Origin of the sequence: Chryseobacterium sp. HMWF035, from assembly GCF_003094695.1 — a bacterium.
Taxonomy (GTDB): Bacteria; Bacteroidota; Bacteroidia; order Flavobacteriales; family Weeksellaceae; genus Chryseobacterium; species Chryseobacterium gambrini.
Genome location: NZ_QEHP01000125.1, coordinates 13,851 through 34,177, shown reverse-complemented (window position 1 = coordinate 34,177; position 20,327 = coordinate 13,851). Strand labels below are relative to the sequence as shown.

Below are 20,327 nucleotides of genomic sequence, written 5' to 3'. Positions count from 1 at the left end.
TTGAAAGCAACAGGTTTTCAAGCCTTTCAAAAAAACATTTTTAAAACAACAAGAATAAAATGAAACAATTACATAACATATCTAATTTATATTCAGGACAACGCGGTACAGAACCGATGGGGCAAAGATATGCTTGTGTTATTCTTCTTGATAGTGAATTTGTGGGAAAAAGGTGCTTATATAAATGGGTCAGCTAATGAACTGACACGTCCAGAAATATAAAGCGCCTCCCGAAAAGAGGCGCTTTTTTTATGGTATATGGTTTCTCTAGCTTATTTGGTAAAGCGTCGGTTTGTGGCACCGAAGAACAGGGTTCGATCCCCGGAGATACCCTAAAAATGTGAATAGTTAATAGTGAATTTTACTTCGTAAGTGAATTTAAAAATTGATGAGCAAGACGAATTGACGATTGACCATTCACAAAATATAAAAACAATCTCATGGCTCAATTGGATAGAGCGTTGGTCTATGAAATCAAAGGCTGAAGGTTCGAGTCCTTCCGAAATTACAGAAAAGTGAATGGTCAATGGTGAATTTTACTTCGTAAGTGAATTTAAAAATTGACGAGCAAGACGAATTGACGATTGACCATTCACAAAATAAAAAAACAATCTCATGGCTCAATTGGATAGAGCGTTGGTCTACGAAACCAAAGGTTGAAGGTTCGAGTCCTTCTGGGATTACAAAAAGTGAATAGTCAAATGTGAATTTTGTTTCAAGTGAATTTAAAATTGACAAGCAAAGCAAATTGCCAATTGATCATTGACCATTCACAACATAAAAAAACAATCTCATAGCTCAATTGGTTGGAGCATCGACCTGATACGTCGAAGGTTGAAGGTTCGAATCCTTCTGGGATTACAAAAAAGTGAATAGTCAATAGTGAATTTAAAATTGACAAGCAAAGCGAATTGACAATTGACCATTGGAGATTGATCATTCACAATACTAAGGTTCCGTAGCTCAATTGGATAGAGCATGGGTTTTCTAAACCCAGGGTTACAGGTTCGAATCCTGTCGGAATCACAAAAGGAGAGTAGGCAAATACTGGTTTGTTGCGGCTTACTGTTAATGAGTTCTACGACAGTAGTGAAGGTTCGATTCCTTTGCTCTCCGCAAAAGGTCTATTGAGGTAATGGTTAACCTTCCCGACTGTCTCTCGGGTACTGCGAGTTCGATTCTCGCATAGACCGCAAAGATTCACGGAAAACTTCTGCTTCGGCTGTCTCCTGGAAAAGAAAATGGAAGTGAATCTGCAAAACTGGAAAGATAACGGTGGTTGTTTACCCGCCTTGGACGCGGGAGGTCGCAGGTTCGAACCCTGCTTTCCAGACAGTTTGCTCCATTAGCATAGAGGTTAGTGCATTCGGCTTTCTACCGAACGACAAGGGTTCGATTCCCTTATGGAGTGCAAAAAGTGAATAGTCAATGGTGAATTTTACTTCGTAAGTGAATTTAAAAATTGACAAGCAAAGCAAATTGAAAGTTGACTTTTCACAAACTAAAAAACGATTTCGTAGCTCAATAGGTTAGAGTATCGGTTTCATAAGCCGAAGGTTGAAGGTTCGAGTCCTTCCGAAATTACAGAAAAGTGAATGGTCAATGGTGAATTTTACTTCGTAAGTGAATTTTAAATTGATGAACAAATCAGATTGACAATTGACTATTCACCAAATTAAAAACGATTTCGTAGCTCAATAGGTTAGAGTATCGGTTTCATAAGCCGAAGGTTGAAGGTTCGAGTCCTTCCGAAATTACAGAAAAGTGAATGGTCAATGGTGAATTTTACTTCGTAAGTGAATTTAAAAATTGACAAGCAAAGCAAATTGCCAATTGACTATTCACCAAATTAAAAACGATTTCGTAGCTCAATGGATTAGAGTATCGGTTTCATAAGCCGAAGGTTGAAGGTTCGAGTCCTTCCGAAATTACAGAAAAGTGAATGGTAAATAGTGAATTTTACTTCGTAAGTGAGTTTAAAAATTGATAAGTAAAGCAAATTGACAATTGGCTATTCACAATTCACACTAAGTTAATTGTTTCAAAGAGAAAAAGAAAAAGCTTGTCGAGAGCAGAAGATCTTTAGCCAAAAACACGATATTATATAGACAGGCTTTTTCTTAACTCAACTGAAAATAGATGAAAAAAGTTGTGACATAATATAAATTTTTAGAGAAAATAAAGTTTGTCAAAGCGCAGAAGTTCTTATATCAAACAAAAATTAAGACAGACTTTATTTTTTAATGAAAATTTAAATAAAAAAAATAATCAGAATATTGGGAAATTACTCATTACCCATTACTGATTACTCATAAAAACGATGGTTCGCCGAAGTGGAAGAGTCGGGGCGGTCTGCAAAACCGTTGCGTAAGCTGAGTGGGTTTGAATCCCATAACCATCTCAAATAACTAAAATGAGATTAGTTCCGAAGAAAGAAAAAAGTTTGTCGAGCGCAGAAGTTCTTACATCAAACTAAAAATTAAGACAGGCTTTGTTTTTCTTCAAAAATTAAAGATTAAAAAAGTTAGTTGGAAAATATTACTCATTACCAATTACTTATTACTCATGAAAAAAGGGAAGTACGCCGAAGCTGGAGAGTCGGGGCAGACTGTAAATCTGTTGCTTCATTGCTGAGTAGGTTCGAATCCTACTACTTCCACCACACCGCTGATAATGTAATGGCAGCATGCAGGAAATGTACTCTTGTTGTTCAGGTTCGACTCCTGGTCAGATGGTCAAAGAAAAGTGAATGGTAAATAGTCAATTGTCAATTTAAAAAATGACTGCAAAGAAATTGACTATTAACAATTCACAACAAAAATGCTCTATTCGTCTAACGGTTCAGGACGCCTGCCTTTCGAGCAGAAAACAAGGGTTCGGTTCCCTTATAGAGTACAGAAAAGTGAAAAGGTGAATGGTGAGTTTTGCTCCGCAAGTGAATTTTAAGAATTGACTACGAAGTAAATTGACAATTGACAATTCACAAAGAAATAGGTTAAATGGAAAGAGAAAGGTCTGTCGAGCGCAGAAGATCTTTAAAAAACATTACAGGCATAGTTTATAAATATAGACAGGCTTTTCTCGGACCTAAAAATATAAGTAATAAGTAATGAGCAATGAATAATTATTTAAGGTTAATACGAATTATAAATTTATAGAAGATAATTTTTATTACTGATTACCAATTACTGATTACTAATGAAATCCGCGGGAATGGTGGAATTGGCAGACACACTTGATTTAGGCTCAAGGTTTTGGGGGTTCGAATCCCTCTTCCCGTACAGAATATGAGTAATCGGTAATAAGCAATGGGTAATAAATTGCAGGCAAAAAATATTATTGATTACCAATTACTCATTACCTATAAAATTGGAAGAGTGGTGTAGCAGGTCTGCACGTTAGTCTGAAAAACTAAAGGTACAGGTTCGATTCCTGTCTGTTCCGCGAGATACAAGTAATAAGTAATGTGCAATAAGTAATGAATTATGCGCAAAAAAATTACTAATTATCTATTACTCATTACTTATAAAACTGATTCATAGTGTAATTGGTCAGCACACAAGACTTTGACTCTTGTTGTTCAGGTTCGAGTCCTGATGAATCAACAAAAATGAATAGTCAATTGTGAATTTTGAGTGAATTTAAAAAAGGCTTTGTGTTCTTAGCTGAGTGAAACGCCTTTGCGAACTTAAAAACAAATAGTAGGTAAAAAAACTTAGCGCACTTTGCGTTAAAACAAATATTTAAACAAAGACAAAACAAAAAACATGTAGAAAAAATGGAAACGCAACAACAAGTATGGCAGAACATGACAGGAAAAATTTTCCAAAACTCTATCACCCAACTGGTAGAAGAAGCCATCATCCGCGAACACGCAAACGGACACCGACTGAAGGTTTGTGTAGGTTCAGATTCCCATGTATATGGGGATGCCATTAATTATGCTACGGCAGTAGTATTTATTCGTGAGGGAAAAGGAGCGTTTACCTTTATCAGAAAAGAAAGAGAAATACAGACTATCAGTATCAAAGAACGTATGCTGAACGAGGTGAACAAATCCGTAGAAATTGCTTATGCTATTTGCGCTGTTCTGGATGCTTATGGAGTAGAAATGGAGGTACACGCAGACATTAACACCGATCCGGATTTCAAATCCAATGTTGCCTTAAGAGACGCAATGGGATATATTCTTGGAATGGGATATGTGTTTAAAGCAAAACCTTACGCCTTCGCAAGTTCCAATTGTGCTGATATGATGGTGTGATAAAATAGCTGGAAGTGGGATGATGGGATACGGAAGTTTAAAACGCTTCGATTACCTCCCTCATCCAGCTTCTAGCCTCCATCCAAAAAAAAATAAAACAATGAAAACAATTTTAATCATCAACGGTGAAAAATACTGGAAGGATTACTTTGCAGGATTTGATGTGGTTCAGAAGAAAGTTCAGACCTCAGAATTTATCGTAAAAAATGCTGAACTGTATGCCATTGATGAGAATGGAGTCTGCAAACCGGATGTTATTTTTTGGAGATTGGGAGCGATCAATCCTGAAGCAAAACACAGAAATATTTTGGAATTGATTGAATATTCCGGAGTTCCATGCGTGAATTCCGCTTCAACATTATTAGTAGGTTACGAAAGATTATCCATGTTAAACAGATTGAAAAAGCTTGGATTACCTGTGATTGATTTTAATGTCGCAACCAATACAACTCAATTGAAAAATCTGGAAATGCAGTTTCCTTTCGTGGTTAAAGTTGGAAATCATCATGATGGATATGGAAAAAGTCTGGTTTCAACCGAAGAACAATGGGAAGAACTGAAAGATTTACTCTTTATTCATCAGGATTATGTGACGACAGAGAAATTTATTGATTATCAATATGACATCCGTTATCTGGCTGTCAATGATAAAGTCTGGGCAATGAAAAGAAAAGGCAAATATTGGAAAGCCAATTCTTTAACTCAGCAATATCAACTCATCGAGCCCGAAAAAGAATGGATAGAAAAAGTAAAACTGTTACAGGAAAACATCAAAGCAGATATTGTGGCGATTGATGTTCTGGAAACAGAAAACGGAGGAAAAATAATTGTAGAATACAACGATATTCCCGGACTTTCAGGATTTCCTGAAGATGCAAAACTGGAATTGGCGGGTATTGTAAAAAGCAAATAAAAGAACCCTAAAAACAAATAACTATGTATTTTTTAGTTCAGGCTAATGTATATTTAGATCCCGATCATTACAGAATTTTTGATGCTTTGGAAGAATTAAATATTGATTACAGCGTAATTAATATTCCTCCAACCGCACAAAAAATTGACTTCGAAACAGACAGAAAAGATGTTTTCGTATACGGTTCGGTGACGATTGCAAGATTGGCAAAGCAAAATACAGATTGGTTTCCCGGTTCTTTTTATGGAGGCAATCATTTGTATGAAGTGTATTCCAAATATTATGGTGAAAACCTTCTCAACCACAAAGTTTCCGTTCATAAAATTTCAGAAGAATTGATTTGGAAAAAAGATGAACTCAAATTCATCAAACCTTACAATGAAGCGAAAATTTTTACTGGAAAAGTTTTTAACGAAACGGAATGGAAAGATTTTGCTTTTGAAGCATTGCAAAATCAAAACAACAGAATTACAGAAGATTCTTTGGTTCAGATTTCCAAAGCAAAACGAACAATAAAAGAAGCAAGACTTTGGATTGTTGGCGGACAAATTATTGATGCCGGATATTATAAATTCAATGATAATGCTCCTTTTGAGGAAAAAGTTTCAGAAGACGGATTGAATTTCGCCAATAAAATGATCCGGCTTTTCAATCTGGAAAAAGCTTTTGTAATGGATATTTGTTTAACCGATGAAGGCTGGAAGATTGTTGAAATCAACTGCATCAACAGTTCAGGATTTTATCCGAATACAAACGTGAAAAGTATTATCAAAGCTTTGAATATTTACTTTTCAAATTAAAAAATAAGCAATGGAACTAACAAAAAGATTACTGTTTCTTGATGATATACGATATCCTGTTGAAGCGTATCATTATACCAAACAGGATATTTTCCTCAGAAAAGACTGGTATATCGTTCGGAATTACGAACAGTTTGTCAACAGGATTTTGGAAAAAGGACTTCCGGAAATGATCTCTTTTGACCACGATCTTGCCGATGAACATTATTTGAAACCCGATTCTCAGGAATTTGTGGAAAAAACAGGCTACGACTGTGCAAAATGGCTGGTAGAATATTGTATGGATAACTATTTGGATTTACCAAAATTCTATTGCCACTCCATGAATCCTGTTGGAAAGCAAAATATTGAAAGCCTTTTAAAAAACTTTAAAAAATGGTAACGGATATTTTTAGATTGATAGAAGACATAAAAACACATTTGAAATTCAGTTTTGATGAGGTTGACAAGTGGTTTGATAAAGACAATAAAACGTTGAATTTTCAGCCATCAAATGGAGGTTGGACAGTTCAGCAGATTTTGGAACACATTTATCTCACGAACTTTTATCTGTTGATACTCATTGAAAAAGGATCGAAAAAAGCAATGCGGAATTATCTGAATCTTGATTTGAATCTTGAAATAAAAAATTACAATTTCGATAAAGAAAAGTTTGAAAAAATAGGATCGTATGGCGCTTTTGAATGGATAAGACCAGAGCATATGGAGCCGAAAGGAGAATTAAATTTAACTGAAATAAGAAATTTAATTACTCAGCAATATCATCAATGTTTAAGTTATTTAGACTTGATGAAAAACGGTGAAGGTCTCCTCTGCAAAACAACAATGACGGTGAACGAACTCGGGAAAATCAATGTATATGAATACATTTATTTCCTGTCGCTTCACGCCCAAAGACACGTTACCCAGATGAGGAATAACGAATTAGAAATAAGTTAAACTACAAATGAAAATCTAGGATTTTCTCTTATGTGTACTTAATATTTTCAAAGTGTTAAGCTTTAAAAACTTAAGTGTCCTAAAGTGTTAAATCTTTTGTCTCTTTTGTGGTTAAAATAAATTAAAAACTTAAAAAAATGATTTTCAAAACATATAACTCTATAGAAAATGCTTACCAAAACCGCGTGATCGATCAGATCCGGATTCAGGGTTTTTGGGATGAGGTTTTCATTGTACAGGAGAAGGTTCACGGAGCTAATTTCTCTTTCTTTACCGACGGAAAGGAAATTAAAATCGGCAAAAGAACTGCTTTCATCGAAAAGGATGAAAAATTCTTCAACGCACATCAGATTTTAGAACGCTACAGAAAAAACGTCATCGAAGTATTCGAAAAAGTGAAAAATATTCACCCGGATGTTGAAACGGTTGTGATCTACGGTGAATTGTTCGGCGGTGGTTACAAACACAAAGAAGTGGAGCCTGTAAAAGATGCGGTAAAAGTGCAGAAAGGTATTGAATATGCTCCGCACAACGAATTTTACGCATTCGACATTAAGCTGAACGGAACTACTTATCTTGATACTGATATGGTGAATGAAATTTTCGAAGAAACCGGATTTTTCTATGCAAAAATTCTTTTTCAGGGAACTTTGGAAGATGCTTTGAAGTTTCCGAATGTTTTCGATTCTAAAATTCCGGGCTGGCTTGGACTTCCTGAAATCGAGAACAATAGGTGTGAAGGAACCATTGTGAAAACTTTAAAAACCAGATATTTTGGAAACGGCTCAAGAGTCATCCTGAAAAATAAAAATGAAAAATGGATTGAAAAATCTAAAGTGGTAAGAAAACAGGAAAAAACCGCTCAAAAGCAAATCAGCTTTAGTGAAAAAGCTCAGAATATCTGGGAAGAAATCCAAAAATATGCAACTGTAAACAGGCTAAACAACGTTGTCAGCAAAATTGGTGAATTTGAACCCAAAATGATTGGGAAAGTGATCGGTCTTTTTGCTCAGGATATTTTAGAAGATTTTGAAAAAGATTTTCCGGAAGTTTTTACCACCATAGAAAAAGAAGAACAGAAAAGAATCAATAAAAAACTGAATTCTTTGGTCATTGATGTGATAAAAGAAGAGTTAATGACTCTAAAAGTGTAGTTTCGGTAATATATTTACCGGAACTTTTTACGTGTTAAATTGAGCTATAAAAGTTAAAATATTTTATTATTAAACGCACTCCTTGTCATTCCGTAGGAATCTAAGCAAAGTTTGTAGAAATAATAAAAAATTATACACTTAGATTCCTACGGAATGACAAACTGAGTGTAAAGCTTTATAGTTGATAAAATTTAAAAAAATGGTACAGGCAGAAATAAAAAGTCTATTAAAAGAAGACATCAGTATATTAATAAAAGTCCCGAATTCAGCAAAACATTATCTGTGTGATTGTGGTGAAGCGAGTTTACTGACGGTAAAAGAAGTACAGTCGGTTTCAGCGATATTCATCAGTCATACTCACATTGACCATTTTTCCAATTTTGACGGCATTTTCAGACATCAGATTGGAAGCGGAGAAAAAATCGTGATTTGCGGACCGAAAAATATTCATCAGCAAATTGAAGCAAGATTAAAATCTTACACTTGGAATTTAATTGATGAAAATGCGATTGAATATGAGATTAGAGAAATCGTTTCAAAAGAAGAAATTAATTTCTACAAAATTCGTCCTCCACATTGGAATCTGGAATTGATAGAAACTCAGCATTTCCTTTTTGAAGACGAATATGTAAATGTTGATTTTGCAATTTTGGATCACAAAACAGATTCCATCGCCTATTTATTCAGAGAAAAAGATTCGGTTACTTTTAATGAAAACGGTTTAGAATTCAAAAAAGGAAAATGGATCAGCGAATTGAAGAAAGCCTTTGAAAACAACGATTCCGAAAAAGAAATTGAAATTGAAGGAACGGTTTATAAAGCATCCGATTTATTTCACTTTCTGACTCGAAACAAAGGATATAAATTAGGCGTAATCATGGATCACGCGGTCTGCGAAGACAATTATGAAAAGATAAAAACAGTTTTCAGAGAAGCGGATATGGTGTACATCGAAACATTCTACAAAGATGAAGATCAGGAATTTGCGAAGATCAACTATCACAGTTTTGCTTCTGCATCCGGTAAAATCATGAAAGAATGTGAAGTGAAAGAAGCCATTCCGATTCACTTTTCAAGAAGATATGTCGAAAGCGATCAACTGGAAATTGAAACCGCTTTTTATAAAGCATTTCAGGGAAATTAATTAAAACTATTTATTCAATTAAAATTTAAAAAACTAAAAATAATCATGCAAAATAAATTACCTTTTCATTTCGATATGGAAACGGCTGATCCTGATGATTCGATGACGTTGGCTGTTTTGGCAACGCATCCCAAGGTTCATCTCGCAAGCGTATCCATACATCCGGGAGGAAAAGATCAGATAGGATTTGTAAAACGTGTTCTGCAAATTCTGGATAGGGAAGATGTCCGCGTCGGCGCAGGAACTCCAAAATCTTCGGCGAGTCGTGTTTCGGATTTTTACCGAGACTGGATCGGAAAATTTGAGGAATCAGAAGCGGATGATACCGCAGCAAACGTTATGAATGAAACACTTCATCAATTTCCAGATTGTACTTTATTGACGGGAGCAGCACATACAAATCCGCATTCATTGTGGGAAACCGGAGTTTTCTTTGATCGCTGGTTTTGTCAGGGCGGTTTTGCAGGCGATAATATTGTCCCAAAAGAACATCGACTGGAAAAATTTGATGGAAAACTTACCTGTGCGACATTCAATCTGAACGGAAATCCATTAGCTGCAGAAAAGCTGCTTTCAATCCCAATGACTGAGAGACGGATGATCAGTAAAAATGTTTGTCATGCTGCTGTTTTTACAAAGAAAGATGCCGAAATGCTGATCCCGTTTCGAAATGAAAATAAAGGATTGAAGCTGTTTCTTAAAGCAGTGGAACTCAAAGAAAAGGCACTTCATGATACTGTGGCAGCTTTATTGGCGATAGATCCGACAAAAGCAGTCTGGGCAGAAGTAATTCCTTACAGACAGCGTGGTGAGTGGGGTTCGCGCGAAGTAAAAGAAAGCTCCGGACACAACTCATCATTGATTACAACTCATATTCCGGATTTCAAAGATCTGTGGATGGTGATGAAACCTTAACGAATTAAATATTTATTGAACTAAAATTACAAAATTTATGCATTAAGTTGTCATTCTGACACAGCCTGAAGGGATGCGAACGAAGTTCAGAGAATCTCACATAAAGATTTTAGAGATTCTTCACTCCACTTCGTTCCGTTCAGAATGACAGAGGAAATAGTGAAATATTGTAGTTAAAAAACAAACAATTAAAAAAATGAAACCAAACATATTTTTTACAGCAGACCATCATTTTGGTCATGAAAACATTATAAAATTCTCTGAAAGACCTTTTGAGTCTTTGGAACAGATGAACGAAGAACTCATCAAAAGATGGAATGAGAAAATAGGTAAAGATGACACCGTTTATCATTTAGGAGATGTCAGTTTAGGCAAACCGGATTTCACGAAAGAAATTCTGGATCGGTTAAACGGAAACATTCATTTGATAAAAGGAAATCATGAAGGTGCCGCATTGACGTATCCAAAACGATTTGCTTCCATCAGAGATTATCACGAACTGAAAATTGATGAGCCTGAAAACAGCAACGGCAAACAGAAGATCATCCTCTTTCATTACGCCATGAGAACATGGAACGGTTCGCACCGCGGCGTTTGGCAGCTCTACGGACATTCGCACGGAACATTACCCGACGATGAAATGGCTCTGAGCTTCGATGTAGGAGTGGATTGTCATAATTTTTATCCGGTTTCTTACGAAGAAGTAAAGGAAATCATGAAAAGGAAAAAATGGACACCGCCGTTTGCACCGAGAAATTAGAAAGTTGGGAGTCTGAAGCTGGAGTCTGGAAGTATTTTCATAGTGTGAAACTTCCATCTTCCCGCATCCATCTTCCAACCTTTAACAATTAAATATTACAACAATGAAAACAACAGAAAACATATTAATTATAGACCTCGAAGCCACGTGTTGGGAAGACCGACCGCCGAGAGGACAGGAAAGTGAAATCATAGAAATCGGAGTGTGCATCATGGATGCAAAAACCGGAAAAATTTCCAAAAATGAGGGGATTTTAGTAAAACCTCAATATTCGAAAGTAAGTCCGTTCTGTACGGAACTTACTTCCATTACAAAGCAGATGCTTGATGACGATGGCATTTTGCTGGAAGACGCATTAGATATTCTTAGAGCAGAATACGATTCCGAAGATCTGACCTGGGCAAGTTACGGAAACTATGATCTGAATATGCTGCAAAATCAGGCAAGAAGATTCAATGTAGATTATCCTTTGAGCGATGACCACATCAATGTGAAAACCTTATTCGGAGAACTGCATCCCACGATTCGTAAAAGCGTCGGAATGGCAAGAGCTTTAGGCGAACTGAATCTTACACTTGAAGGAACGCATCACAGAGGTATAGATGATGCTAAAAATATTGCGAAAATTTTGCATTGGTGTTTGCAGCAATACTAATGTATCAATTAATTCAGCAATTTAAAAATGTAATGATGACTTCCTTTCAAAAAGGGAGTTTTTTTATTTCCTTTCCATCCACTCCTCATAAGAAAGCACACCCAATTCAGGTTTTCCGTCACCCTCCAAAACCGAGATAAATTCCAGATGATTTCCATCCGGATCATTAAAATAAATGGCTAAAGCAGGCATCCATGCAAAAACCATTGGCTTTTCAATGCCGTCTTTCAGAAAATTATAAGGTTTCAGGTTTTTATTTTTCAGAAATTCTACAGAATAATTCAGAATATCTTCTTTGTTGGCGGTAAAAGCAAAATGCCTTGTTTGAAGATTTTCCTTCTGCTCCCATAATCCCAACATGGATTCCTTGTTTTTTCCGATCCACAAAAATGCAATTCTTCGGTTTTCTTCTTTATGGGCAAATTCCAATCCCAAAACTTCAGTATAGAATTTTATTGCATTTTCCAGATCACTCACCTGAACATGAGTCTCGTACAATCCTTTAATCATAAGTTTAAAATTTTAATGAAACAAAGCTAGAAAACGTATTTCCAAAAACTCTCCATTATTAATTCCTTTATATAAAATTAATGATAGATTTTTTCTAAACACAAATACCACAAATTTTTTCACAAATTTCACAAGGAAGATTGTTGTTATTAGTGCAAGAATCCGTGTAATTAGTGTTTAAATAAAATTTTTTTTCAAAAAAATTATACTACGCAAAAACACTGCGCAGTAGCATCCTTACTTTGCATCAGAAATCAGGGAGAAAGTGATAATCCTCTGAAATGTTTAACAAAAAAACAGTAACCATGAAATTTAATTTTTTAAGAAAAGAGAATAAAGTAGTAACGAACTACGAAGGTGCAAAAGCTTACACGATGACACCTGCAGAAGAATTGTACAGTGCTGTTGTTACAACAGGATTATCCAATACAACCTATGAAAAAGGAAATGAAAGACTCACAAGAATTCAGTCCCTGATTCAGAAAAATGATCCGGAATTCGTGGCAAAACTGGCGGTTTACGCAAGAAAAGATATGTATCTGCGTTCTATTCCGTTGGTTTTGACGACCGAATTGGCAAAGCAGACTTCAGGTACAGACCTGGTAAGCAGAACCATCGACGGCGTGATCCAGAGAGCGGATGAAATTACTGAACTTTTGGCATATTACCAATTGGCAAACGAAAGAACAGATCTTAAAAAACTCAACAAACTGTCAAAGCAAATTCAAAAAGGTCTGGTAAAATCATTCAATAAATTTGATGAATACCAGTTCGCAAAATACAACAGAAAAGCGGAAGTTACCCTGAAAGATGCCTTGTTCCTGGTTCACCCGAAAGCAAAAGATGAAAACCAACAGGTAATTTTCAACAAAATCGTCAACGATTCGTTGGAAACGCCTTACACTTGGGAAGTAGAACTTTCCGTTTTGGGACAGACAAAATTTGCTGATGATGCCGAAAAAAAAGCCGCCTTCAAAAACAAATGGGAAGAACTGATTTTCAGCAACAAACTGGGCTATATGGCAACTTTGCGAAACCTCAGAAATATTCTGGAAGCCAACGTTTCTCCGGATGCGATGCAGAAAGTTTGCAGCTATCTTTCGGATGAAAAAGCCGTGAGAAATTCAAAACAATTGCCTTTCAGATTCTTGTCGGCGTACAGAGAACTGAAAAGTATGAAATCACCTTATCTGTCATCAATTCTCGAAGCATTGGAAGATGCGGTTTTGGTGAGTGCCAAAAATATCAAAGGTTTTGGTTTTGATACCTCGGTGGTGATCGCGGCAGACGTTTCAGGTTCGATGCAACAGCCGGTTTCTCCGAAATCTAAAGTTTTGTTGTACGATATTGGTTTGCTGATGTCGATGATGTTGCAGTCACAGTGCAAAAATGTAATTTCAGGTATGTTCGGTGACACCTGGAAAAGAGTTCCGATGCCTAAAAACGGTATTCTGAGAAACGTGGATGCATTCTACAAAAGAGAAGGCGAAGTAGGTTACTCTACCAACGGTTATCTTGTCATCGAAGATTTGCTGAACAGACGCGAAAAAGTGGATAAAGTAATGATTTTCACCGATACCCAATTGTGGAACAGCAACGGAACCCGAAATTCTTTCGAAGATTCATGGAATCAATACAAAAGTTTTCACCCAACTGCAAAATTGTATATTTTTGACTTGGCGGGTTACGGAAGACAGCCTTTGGATATCAGACAAAACGATGTATACCTTATCGCAGGTTGGTCCGACAAAATTTTCGACGTACTGAATGCTTTGGAAGACAAAAAATCTGCCGTGGAAATGATTAAAAAAGTAGTGCTGTAAAAGGCACTGCTTTTAAAAATAAGACTAATAATTATTGTTTTCAGGAGCTTAATCCCGCTTTTCACTATATCTTTTGTTCCGCTTTGCTACACAAAAGGATGTCGTTGCAATCGGGGCTAGGAAAATATAATGCTTTAATTAGCAGTCAGTTTTTTATTCAGGTATACAAATGTAATTCAGTAGTGAAGTGAAGAATCTCAATCAATATTTTTAGAGATTGCTTCGTCGCTACGCTCCTCGCAATGACAAAAAAGAGTAATAGTAAAAAACCGACTTAGGAAATGGAGGCGTAAAGAAAATAAGCTATACGAACGTTAAGAAAATTCTACTGTTTGAAGCGCGACACAAATTCAGAACCGAAGAACAAATAATAAATTCGCGCAAGTTTTAGAATTTTTAGAGCGTATAGATTATTTTTAGCCGGAATTTCCAAGTCTTGAACCTTTTGGTTCTTTTGCTTCAAGGCAAAACGAACAAATGAATAATTATAAATAATGGGAACTATTTTTTACAGAATTGAACAGGATCTTAAGGCGGGAAGAAAGAAAAAAGCCTGCGACAGACTTCGAAATCTGATCAATGAATTTCCCGATGATCTTTCTTTGAGAGAGAAACTGGCTCAGATTTATTATGATTCAGGGTTTAAAGATGAAGCCGGAAAGTTTTGGATCTTATCTGAACCTCAGAATTTCGAAATGAAAGAAGCAGTTGAAATGTACAGGAATTCATTAAGCAATTCCGGAAATGCTATTTTAAAAGATATCGTTTTTCGGGGAGATAAAACTCAGCTTTCGGAATACGCAAAAAATATTCTGAAGGAACTGGAAACTGACAGTTTTAAGAAAACAAAGCATATTCCTGATTTTAAAAGAAAGCAAAGAGAAAAAGGAAATTATACGGAATCTAAAGATAGCTTTTTTAGTAATGTAGGATTTTATTTGCTCATTGGAGGAATTATTTTACTTCCATTTTTAGGACTTGTTAAGCTGGGAGAGATTATCGGGTCAATATTTTCAAAATAAATTTAACTGCGTAAAAAGAATGCGTACTAAGACAATAACTTTGCATCAACAAAAACAGATAACCATGAATTACTATAAAAAATGGCTTAAAGGAACACTGTATTGAGGTTAAATACTCAATACTTATGAAAAAATTTAAAACATTTAAAAAATCTTTCGGAATCAACGAATGTGAATTAATTGATTTTCCGAAGAAAATTTCAAATGTGCAGATTTCCAGAATTTTATATGGAAATGAAATGGGGTGTTCTTATTGTTTTCCACATGGTTATGAAACCATTAATTCAAAAGAAATTAAGTTTCAGAGAAATTGGAAAAAATACAGAAAAACCCAATGGAAAACTAAAAAGTAAGTGTCGTAAAACAGAATTACTTCGTACTGAGCAGAGTTGTATTGCAGGTAAAAATCCTGTTTCCGTAATTCGGAATGGTGTAAAAAGAAACACGCAACAATAAAAAATTCTGTTTGATTTTTCACCTTACTTAAAAAAAATTACCGGTGCCGTAAGAAAAGAAATCCTTCGATTTTCACTTGAACAAGAGTCTTTTCGTTACATTGCCCGGTTTTAAACAACCAATGTCGTCATCATAAGAGTTCCATCGTCTTACTTAAAATTTGAATTGATATCAAAAACTCTTATACCCTGTTACTTGGTTTTTTTTTAAAATAATTTTAACTGCGTAAAAATATTGCGTACCAATTGAGTAATTTTGCAGTAACAAAAACAATAACCATAAAAACTTAAAAAATAATCGATGCCGTAAGAAAGAGTTCCTTCGAATCCAAACTGAAAAAGTCTCTTTCAAAATTTTGCTCGATTTTAAAATTACTTACAAGTGCCGTAGATAAAAGTTACTTCGATTTGTACAGAGGTTCGAAATCGAAGATTCGACGGAGTCAATCCTTTCGCCGAAAGGTGTGGTCGAGTGGCTAGACGGTTTTTAAGACAGCTTTTATCACTGTTTGCCTTGTAATTTTTAAGAAAACTATTTAAAAACATAAAAAATCAAGTGTCGTTTCAGAATCATACTTCGATATTTAATCTTTGGGTCGCAGGTTCGATTCCTGCCTTCTCTGTTGTAAACGAGATGTAGCTCAGACGGTAGAGCAAAAGCACTGAAAGATTCTCACATTATTACCTTGATTTAAAAAACAAAAGAGTGCCGTAGAAAAGGCTTACTTCGAGTTAGAATTTAGACTTCAAAATCTAAGCAAAGTGCAATTTCCTGAATAACAGTAGGGATCAGGTGCATGTCTGTCTTTTCGCCTTTTGCCTTTTTTATTGAAAATTTAAAAATATCGGGTGTCGTAGTACAGAAATACTTCGTTCCAAACCGGAAATACAGGTTCGATGCCTGTCAGTAAATAAAAAACTGTCGTCTAATTTGAGTAAGGACGCCGGAGAAATATCTGTACGAAATTTACCTTGATAAAATAAAGAGTGCCGTTAGAGAAAACTTACTTCGGTTAATCTTAATGATGTTGGTTCGACTCCAGAATAAATCTGAAAATGATTTATAATAAAGAGTTTTCTCGTCTTTTGCCTCTTTTTTAATTTTAAAAACTTACAGATAAGTGTCGTAGAGAAAGGTTACTTCGTAACTATAACGGTCCTAAGGTAGCGTAATTCGGGCGACCGAACTGGTGAGGTTGGGTTGAAAACCAACTGGGCAAAAGTTTTCGAAAGAAAGCGCAAGTCTCTCGCAGATGTAGAATTGCCGGCTCCCTGCCCAAATCGGGTAAGAGCGGCGCTCATAAGAGCAAAAATACCTTTTTCGCCTTTTACCTTATCTGTTTTTATAATATACAAGTGCCGTAGAATAGTGTTACTTCGCTCATTACGACGGGGTCGCGGGTTCGAGTCCCGCCTTTTCCACAGTTTAAAAAAACACAAAATTAAAATAGGAAAAGTAGCTCAGTTGGTTAGAGCACGACATTGCACTTTCTGGTTGTTGCCTTGTTTTAAAATATAAAGTGTCGTAGAGAAAAGATACTTCGTCACCAATCGAAGGGGAGGAATAATGAAGTCGGCTGTTCCGGCAAGATTATCCGGTTCGACTCCGGCAGAACGATGCCCCGCTTTTCTTTTCCCGTTGGTAATCTTTATATTAAAAATCCGAAAAACAGTATGCTTTTCGGATTTTTTATTTTTAAATCAGTTTTTTGAAGTAATTTTTTCGTACTCCTCTTCAAACGTTTTTTTCCATTTCGCAATGGTAGTTCTGCTGATTTTATACTTTTTCGACATATAATTTGTAGAAAAATTATGCTTGTTTTGATATTGCAAAAGTTTCAGCATCGTTTTTTTATCATAAGTCTTCAGTTTCTGATTTTTCTCAAGACTTTCTTTTGATTGCTTGAAAACCAGTTCGTTAAAATTCAAAACATCTTCAGTGGTTTTTAAATTTTTTATCAGACGCTGAACTTTGGGGTCGTTCAGTTTATCAGGATCTTTTTCTTTAAGCATATCCTGATAGATCTTCGTGTAATTTGGACGCATAGGATGTTTTTTTAAATTTTTTGCAGCCATCTGTGAAGCGTACTTTTAGGAATAGAATACTCCTGGATGATTTCGTTGTGAGTCATCTCTCCGGATTGTATCTTTCCGATTATAAATTCTTTGATCTCTTGAGTATAAATGTTTTTTCGGAAATAAGGAATCTTATCCGATTTCGGATTCTTCACCTTATCAACAGCAGAAGGAGGAGCGTATAAAATAAGGTGTGAACTGTAAATTCTGAAAAAATCATATTCCAGAAGTTTAGAGCATCTTAATAAAAGATCTGTTTCTACTGATGCACTTTCGAAAATTTTATCAATAGCTTCCTCGTCTTTTTTAAGAAAACTGCACATTCTTTCTTTGCTAACTTCCAGTTCGTTAGCTCTTTCTTTAATAAATTGTCCTATATGTATGTCTTTGTATAGCATAGGTGTTTTTAAGCCTTAGTGATTAATAAGCAATTTGCAGTCCGAAATTATAAAATAATGAAAAAATATAAAAACTTTAGCACGATTTATTATGTTATGCCTGTTTTTATAATTGGCGGAATATTTATTTACACTAAAAGACTTTAGATCGAATTTACTGTAAATAGCAGATATAGAAATGTAAATAAAGAATTCATGCTTTTTTATGTTGCAGCACCATCATGTATTTCAGATCCCCATTACTTCAGTCAGTAAGCTTCAATATTCCGGACTTTTCTGTAAGCACCAATACCATTTCCATTACAATATCGTCATGTAAATACTCTTTTTTAATAATTTTAAGATAATTTTCTTTCTGTATTTAATTAATCATCAATAATTGAATTAAATATTTAGAAAAAATACTAACTTCTCTGAAATCAAATATAGAAAAATTTGGATTTAGTCCAAAAAAATGAGGGATAAAATTTTATGAAATACTGTTTTTAGTTAAAATTTAATTAAATATGTGGTAGGTGTAGTGAAATAATATATTCCGTAATATTTGAAGAGACCATAATTTAAACGGAAACATATTGTGAAATATTTAAAGAAGCTGCTGCAAAAATTGTCTGAGAAATTTCTAGTCAATATCTTTGTTGCCATTATGAAAGTAAAAAGAAAAACTTCATCGGAAGTTACACCGCCTTAAGGATTTTATAAAGCTGTTTTCAAAGAATAGAAAACAGAAATCTTTATTTTTAAAATTATTATTAAATCCTTACACTTATTTTTCCAATGGAAAATTCTCTTAAACTTTTTGACTTTTCACAAAAAATCAATTTCAAAAACGAACTTCTTGCCGGATTTACGGTGGCGATGACCATGATTCCCGAATCTCTTTCATTTGCCATTCTTGCCGGACTTTCTCCTTTAACGGGATTATATGCCGCTTTTATGATGGGATTGGTAACCGCCATTTTCGGAGGCCGTCCCGGAATGGTTTCCGGTGGAGCTGGAGCAACCATCGTTGTTTTAATTGCACTCATCAAAACTCACGGCGTAGAATATTTATTTGCAACTGTAGCTTTAGCCGGAGTTTTTCAGATGCTGGTCGGAATTTTCAGACTCGGAAAATTTGTGAGATTGATTCCGCAACCTGTAATGTACGGTTTCCTGAACGGTCTTGCTGTTATCATTTTCATGGCACAGGTAGAACAGTTTAAAATTACCGATGCAAACGGTGTTGTGACTTGGCTGCAGGGTTGTTCCTTATATATTATGTTGGGTTTAACGGCTTTGACGATCGCCATCGTTTACTTTTTCCCTAAAATCACCAAAGTAGTTCCTTCTTCTTTAATTGCTATTTTAATTGTTTTCGGAGTGGTTGTTGGTTTCGGAATTCATACAAAAACTGTTTCGGATATTGCCCGCATCAGCGGAAATTTGCCCAGTTTCCATATTCCGGAAATACCTTTTTCATTAGAAACCTTAAAGATTATTTTTCCTTATGCTTTAATTATGGCAGGAGTCGGTTTAATTGAATCTTTGCTGACTTTATCCATGGTGGATGAAATTACCAATTCAAAAGGAAACACCAATAAAGAAGCCGTAGCGCAAGGTTTAGCCAACGTTACCAACGGTTTTTTCGGAGGAATGGGAGGCTGTGCAATGGTTGCCCAGACTTTAGTGAATCTGAATGCCGGTTCCAGAGCCAGACTTTCCGGAATCATTGCTTCCCTCACGATCTTAATTATTATTTTAGTCGGAGCCCCGTTTATTGAAAAAATTCCGATGGCAGCTTTGGTTGGTGTCATGATGATGGTTGCGATCAGTACCTTTCAGTGGGTTTCCATAAGCATCATTAACAAGATGCCGAAATCCGATATTTTTGTCGGAATTACAGTAGCCTTAATTACCATTATTCTTCACAATCTGGCTTTGGCGGTTTTGGTAGGGGTGATCATTTCTGCTCTCGTTTTTGCATGGGACAATGCGAAAAGAATCCGTGCCAGAAAATTGACGGATGAAAATGGGGTTAAATATTATCAGATTTCAGGACCGCTATTCTTTGGCTCGGTTACAACATTTATTGATAAGTTTGATCCTGTAAATGATCCGGATCAGGTAGTCATCGATTTTAAAGAAAGCCGTATTGTAGATATGAGTGCAATTGACGCTTTAGATAAACTCTCCAAAAAATATACGCAACAAAATAAAAAACTTCATTTAAGACACCTAAGTGAAGACTGCCGCAAAATGCTGAAAAACGCAGAAGCTGTAATTGAAGTGAATATTCAGGATGATCCGACGTATAAAGTGATGCCGGAGAAGTAGGAGGGTTTTTGAGCAGGAGGGTTGTAGAGTTTGTGTGTTTGAGAAGGTTTTGAGGCTGGAAAACAGAAGATGGAAGATGGAGGTGGAAGATGGAAGTGCGATGATGGAAGTTTAGAAATACTCCGCAAACATCTGAAAAAATCTGTGTAATCTGTGGAAAATAAAATTTTGGATAAACTGGAA

At 35.5% G+C, this 20,327-nt stretch carries 17 protein-coding genes and 18 tRNA genes; 32 read left to right on the top strand and 3 right to left on the bottom strand.

The annotated features are described in order from the left end of the window. Window positions 1-260 precede the first annotated feature (260 nt). The 28 genes from DD829_RS23840 to DD829_RS19475 all read left to right on the top strand — a co-directional run bounded on the left by DD829_RS23840 (window position 261) and on the right by DD829_RS19475 (window position 11,544). Window positions 261-333: transfer RNA gene (locus DD829_RS23840), tRNA-His, on the top strand. A 109-nt stretch (window positions 334-442) separates the two neighbouring features. After that, a tRNA-His gene (locus DD829_RS19590) sits at window positions 443-501 on the top strand. Between the two features lie 108 nt (window positions 502-609). Next, window positions 610-683, top strand: a tRNA-Arg gene (locus DD829_RS19585). Between the two features lie 104 nt (window positions 684-787). Then, window positions 788-861 (top strand) — tRNA-Ile (locus DD829_RS19580). Window positions 862-952: 91 nt separating this feature from the next. Further along, window positions 953-1,026: transfer RNA gene (locus DD829_RS19575), tRNA-Arg, on the top strand. Between the two features lie 5 nt (window positions 1,027-1,031). Next, window positions 1,032-1,116: transfer RNA gene (locus DD829_RS23835), tRNA-Asn, on the top strand. Between the two features lie 5 nt (window positions 1,117-1,121). Further along, window positions 1,122-1,193: transfer RNA gene (locus tag DD829_RS23830), tRNA-Asp, on the top strand. Between the two features lie 68 nt (window positions 1,194-1,261). Beyond that, window positions 1,262-1,333 (top strand) — tRNA-Pro (locus DD829_RS19570). A 6-nt stretch (window positions 1,334-1,339) separates the two neighbouring features. Further along, window positions 1,340-1,411: transfer RNA gene (locus DD829_RS19565), tRNA-Glu, on the top strand. 99 nt (window positions 1,412-1,510) lie between these two features. Beyond that, window positions 1,511-1,584 (top strand) — tRNA-Met (locus DD829_RS19560). Between the two features lie 99 nt (window positions 1,585-1,683). Continuing rightward, window positions 1,684-1,757: transfer RNA gene (locus DD829_RS19555), tRNA-Met, on the top strand. Window positions 1,758-1,857: 100 nt separating this feature from the next. Beyond that, window positions 1,858-1,931, top strand: a tRNA-Met gene (locus tag DD829_RS19550). 388 nt (window positions 1,932-2,319) lie between these two features. Beyond that, window positions 2,320-2,401 (top strand) — tRNA-Cys (locus DD829_RS23825). A 174-nt stretch (window positions 2,402-2,575) separates the two neighbouring features. Further along, window positions 2,576-2,662 (top strand) — tRNA-Tyr (locus tag DD829_RS19545). 160 nt (window positions 2,663-2,822) lie between these two features. Beyond that, a tRNA-Glu gene (locus tag DD829_RS19540) sits at window positions 2,823-2,895 on the top strand. A 312-nt stretch (window positions 2,896-3,207) separates the two neighbouring features. Continuing rightward, a tRNA-Leu gene (locus DD829_RS19535) sits at window positions 3,208-3,281 on the top strand. Window positions 3,282-3,371: 90 nt separating this feature from the next. Then, window positions 3,372-3,444 (top strand) — tRNA-Phe (locus tag DD829_RS19530). Window positions 3,445-3,532: 88 nt separating this feature from the next. Beyond that, window positions 3,533-3,605 (top strand) — tRNA-Gln (locus DD829_RS19525). Window positions 3,606-3,778: 173 nt separating this feature from the next. Further along, window positions 3,779-4,264 (top strand): ribonuclease H-like YkuK family protein, encoded by a 486-nt coding sequence (locus DD829_RS19520; protein WP_108409706.1) that lies wholly within the window; start codon window positions 3,779-3,781, stop codon window positions 4,262-4,264. A 100-nt stretch (window positions 4,265-4,364) separates the two neighbouring features. Beyond that, the gene (locus DD829_RS19515) at window positions 4,365-5,177 is read left to right on the top strand and encodes a RimK family alpha-L-glutamate ligase (protein ID WP_108409707.1); all 813 of its coding nucleotides are present in this window, start codon (window positions 4,365-4,367) and stop codon (window positions 5,175-5,177) included. 23 nt (window positions 5,178-5,200) lie between these two features. Continuing rightward, window positions 5,201-5,977, top strand: coding sequence for an ATP-grasp domain-containing protein (locus DD829_RS19510; protein ID WP_108409705.1), 777 nt, complete (start codon window positions 5,201-5,203; stop codon window positions 5,975-5,977). A 10-nt stretch (window positions 5,978-5,987) separates the two neighbouring features. After that, entirely contained in the window at window positions 5,988-6,359 is a 372-nt protein-coding gene (locus DD829_RS19505) for a cyclic-phosphate processing receiver domain-containing protein (protein ID WP_116548079.1), read from the top strand. Continuing rightward, window positions 6,353-6,916, top strand: coding sequence for a DinB family protein (locus DD829_RS19500; RefSeq protein WP_116548078.1), 564 nt, complete (start codon window positions 6,353-6,355; stop codon window positions 6,914-6,916). The genes DD829_RS19505 and DD829_RS19500 overlap by 7 nt, the downstream gene beginning before the upstream one ends. Window positions 6,917-7,053: 137 nt before the next feature. Then, a complete protein-coding gene (locus DD829_RS19495; protein WP_116548077.1) occupies window positions 7,054-8,070 on the top strand; it encodes an RNA ligase, Rnl2 family in 1,017 nt (338 codons plus the stop codon). Window positions 8,071-8,269: 199 nt separating this feature from the next. Beyond that, a complete protein-coding gene (locus tag DD829_RS19490; RefSeq protein ID WP_108410750.1) occupies window positions 8,270-9,214 on the top strand; it encodes an MBL fold metallo-hydrolase in 945 nt (314 codons plus the stop codon). Between the two features lie 45 nt (window positions 9,215-9,259). Beyond that, window positions 9,260-10,129, top strand: coding sequence for a nucleoside hydrolase (locus DD829_RS19485; protein ID WP_108410749.1), 870 nt, complete (start codon window positions 9,260-9,262; stop codon window positions 10,127-10,129). Between the two features lie 196 nt (window positions 10,130-10,325). Continuing rightward, window positions 10,326-10,889, top strand: coding sequence for a metallophosphoesterase (locus DD829_RS19480; RefSeq protein WP_050379213.1), 564 nt, complete (start codon window positions 10,326-10,328; stop codon window positions 10,887-10,889). Window positions 10,890-10,992: 103 nt separating this feature from the next. Further along, the gene (locus tag DD829_RS19475; protein ID WP_108410748.1) at window positions 10,993-11,544 is read left to right on the top strand and encodes a 3'-5' exonuclease; all 552 of its coding nucleotides are present in this window, start codon (window positions 10,993-10,995) and stop codon (window positions 11,542-11,544) included. Window positions 11,545-11,607: 63 nt separating this feature from the next. Here DD829_RS19475 and DD829_RS19470 read toward each other — a convergent pair whose 3' ends face one another. Then, on the bottom strand, window positions 11,608-12,054 hold the full coding sequence (locus DD829_RS19470; RefSeq protein WP_108410747.1) for a VOC family protein: 447 nt from the start codon (window positions 12,052-12,054) through the stop codon (window positions 11,608-11,610). A 305-nt stretch (window positions 12,055-12,359) separates the two neighbouring features. On the opposite strand from DD829_RS19470, the gene DD829_RS19465 reads away from it, so the two are divergent. The 3 genes from DD829_RS19465 to DD829_RS19455 all read left to right on the top strand — a co-directional run bounded on the left by DD829_RS19465 (window position 12,360) and on the right by DD829_RS19455 (window position 15,252). Next, a complete protein-coding gene (locus DD829_RS19465) occupies window positions 12,360-13,877 on the top strand; it encodes a TROVE domain-containing protein (RefSeq protein ID WP_108410752.1) in 1,518 nt (505 codons plus the stop codon). Between the two features lie 494 nt (window positions 13,878-14,371). Further along, window positions 14,372-14,899: a DUF6584 family protein gene (locus DD829_RS19460; protein WP_108410746.1), complete on the top strand. Its 528-nt coding sequence runs from the start codon at window positions 14,372-14,374 to the stop codon at window positions 14,897-14,899. A gap of 125 nt (window positions 14,900-15,024) precedes the next feature. After that, a complete protein-coding gene (locus DD829_RS19455) occupies window positions 15,025-15,252 on the top strand; it encodes a phosphate ABC transporter substrate-binding protein (protein WP_108410745.1) in 228 nt (75 codons plus the stop codon). Between the two features lie 1,803 nt (window positions 15,253-17,055). Here the strand turns inward: DD829_RS19455 and DD829_RS19450 are convergent. Beyond that, a complete protein-coding gene (locus tag DD829_RS19450; protein ID WP_076393123.1) occupies window positions 17,056-17,400 on the bottom strand; it encodes a hypothetical protein in 345 nt (114 codons plus the stop codon). 11 nt (window positions 17,401-17,411) lie between these two features. Next, window positions 17,412-17,828, bottom strand: a complete 417-nt coding sequence (locus DD829_RS19445; protein ID WP_076392800.1) for a transposase — start codon at window positions 17,826-17,828, stop codon at window positions 17,412-17,414. 777 nt (window positions 17,829-18,605) lie between these two features. On the opposite strand from DD829_RS19445, the gene DD829_RS19440 reads away from it, so the two are divergent. Continuing rightward, window positions 18,606-20,144 (top strand): SulP family inorganic anion transporter, encoded by a 1,539-nt coding sequence (locus DD829_RS19440; RefSeq protein ID WP_108410442.1) that lies wholly within the window; start codon window positions 18,606-18,608, stop codon window positions 20,142-20,144. Window positions 20,145-20,327 lie beyond the last annotated feature (183 nt).

What these genes read in the sequence shown, in the direction of transcription:
- DD829_RS19520 (WP_108409706.1), top strand. Translation starts at nt 3,779, where the DNA reads ATGGAAACGCAACAACAAGTATGGCAGAACATGACAGGAAAAATTTTC.
- DD829_RS19515 (WP_108409707.1), top strand. Translation starts at nt 4,365, where the DNA reads ATGAAAACAATTTTAATCATCAACGGTGAAAAATACTGGAAGGATTAC.
- DD829_RS19510 (WP_108409705.1), top strand. Translation starts at nt 5,201, where the DNA reads ATGTATTTTTTAGTTCAGGCTAATGTATATTTAGATCCCGATCATTAC.
- DD829_RS19505 (WP_116548079.1), top strand. Translation starts at nt 5,988, where the DNA reads ATGGAACTAACAAAAAGATTACTGTTTCTTGATGATATACGATATCCT.
- DD829_RS19500 (WP_116548078.1), top strand. Translation starts at nt 6,353, where the DNA reads ATGGTAACGGATATTTTTAGATTGATAGAAGACATAAAAACACATTTG.
- DD829_RS19495 (WP_116548077.1), top strand. Translation starts at nt 7,054, where the DNA reads ATGATTTTCAAAACATATAACTCTATAGAAAATGCTTACCAAAACCGC.
- DD829_RS19490 (WP_108410750.1), top strand. Translation starts at nt 8,270, where the DNA reads ATGGTACAGGCAGAAATAAAAAGTCTATTAAAAGAAGACATCAGTATA.
- DD829_RS19485 (WP_108410749.1), top strand. Translation starts at nt 9,260, where the DNA reads ATGCAAAATAAATTACCTTTTCATTTCGATATGGAAACGGCTGATCCT.
- DD829_RS19480 (WP_050379213.1), top strand. Translation starts at nt 10,326, where the DNA reads ATGAAACCAAACATATTTTTTACAGCAGACCATCATTTTGGTCATGAA.
- DD829_RS19475 (WP_108410748.1), top strand. Translation starts at nt 10,993, where the DNA reads ATGAAAACAACAGAAAACATATTAATTATAGACCTCGAAGCCACGTGT.
- DD829_RS19470 (WP_108410747.1), bottom strand. Translation starts at nt 12,054, where the DNA reads ATGATTAAAGGATTGTACGAGACTCATGTTCAGGTGAGTGATCTGGAA.
- DD829_RS19465 (WP_108410752.1), top strand. Translation starts at nt 12,360, where the DNA reads ATGAAATTTAATTTTTTAAGAAAAGAGAATAAAGTAGTAACGAACTAC.
- DD829_RS19460 (WP_108410746.1), top strand. Translation starts at nt 14,372, where the DNA reads ATGGGAACTATTTTTTACAGAATTGAACAGGATCTTAAGGCGGGAAGA.
- DD829_RS19455 (WP_108410745.1), top strand. Translation starts at nt 15,025, where the DNA reads ATGAAAAAATTTAAAACATTTAAAAAATCTTTCGGAATCAACGAATGT.
- DD829_RS19450 (WP_076393123.1), bottom strand. Translation starts at nt 17,400, where the DNA reads ATGCGTCCAAATTACACGAAGATCTATCAGGATATGCTTAAAGAAAAA.
- DD829_RS19445 (WP_076392800.1), bottom strand. Translation starts at nt 17,828, where the DNA reads ATGCTATACAAAGACATACATATAGGACAATTTATTAAAGAAAGAGCT.
- DD829_RS19440 (WP_108410442.1), top strand. Translation starts at nt 18,606, where the DNA reads ATGGAAAATTCTCTTAAACTTTTTGACTTTTCACAAAAAATCAATTTC.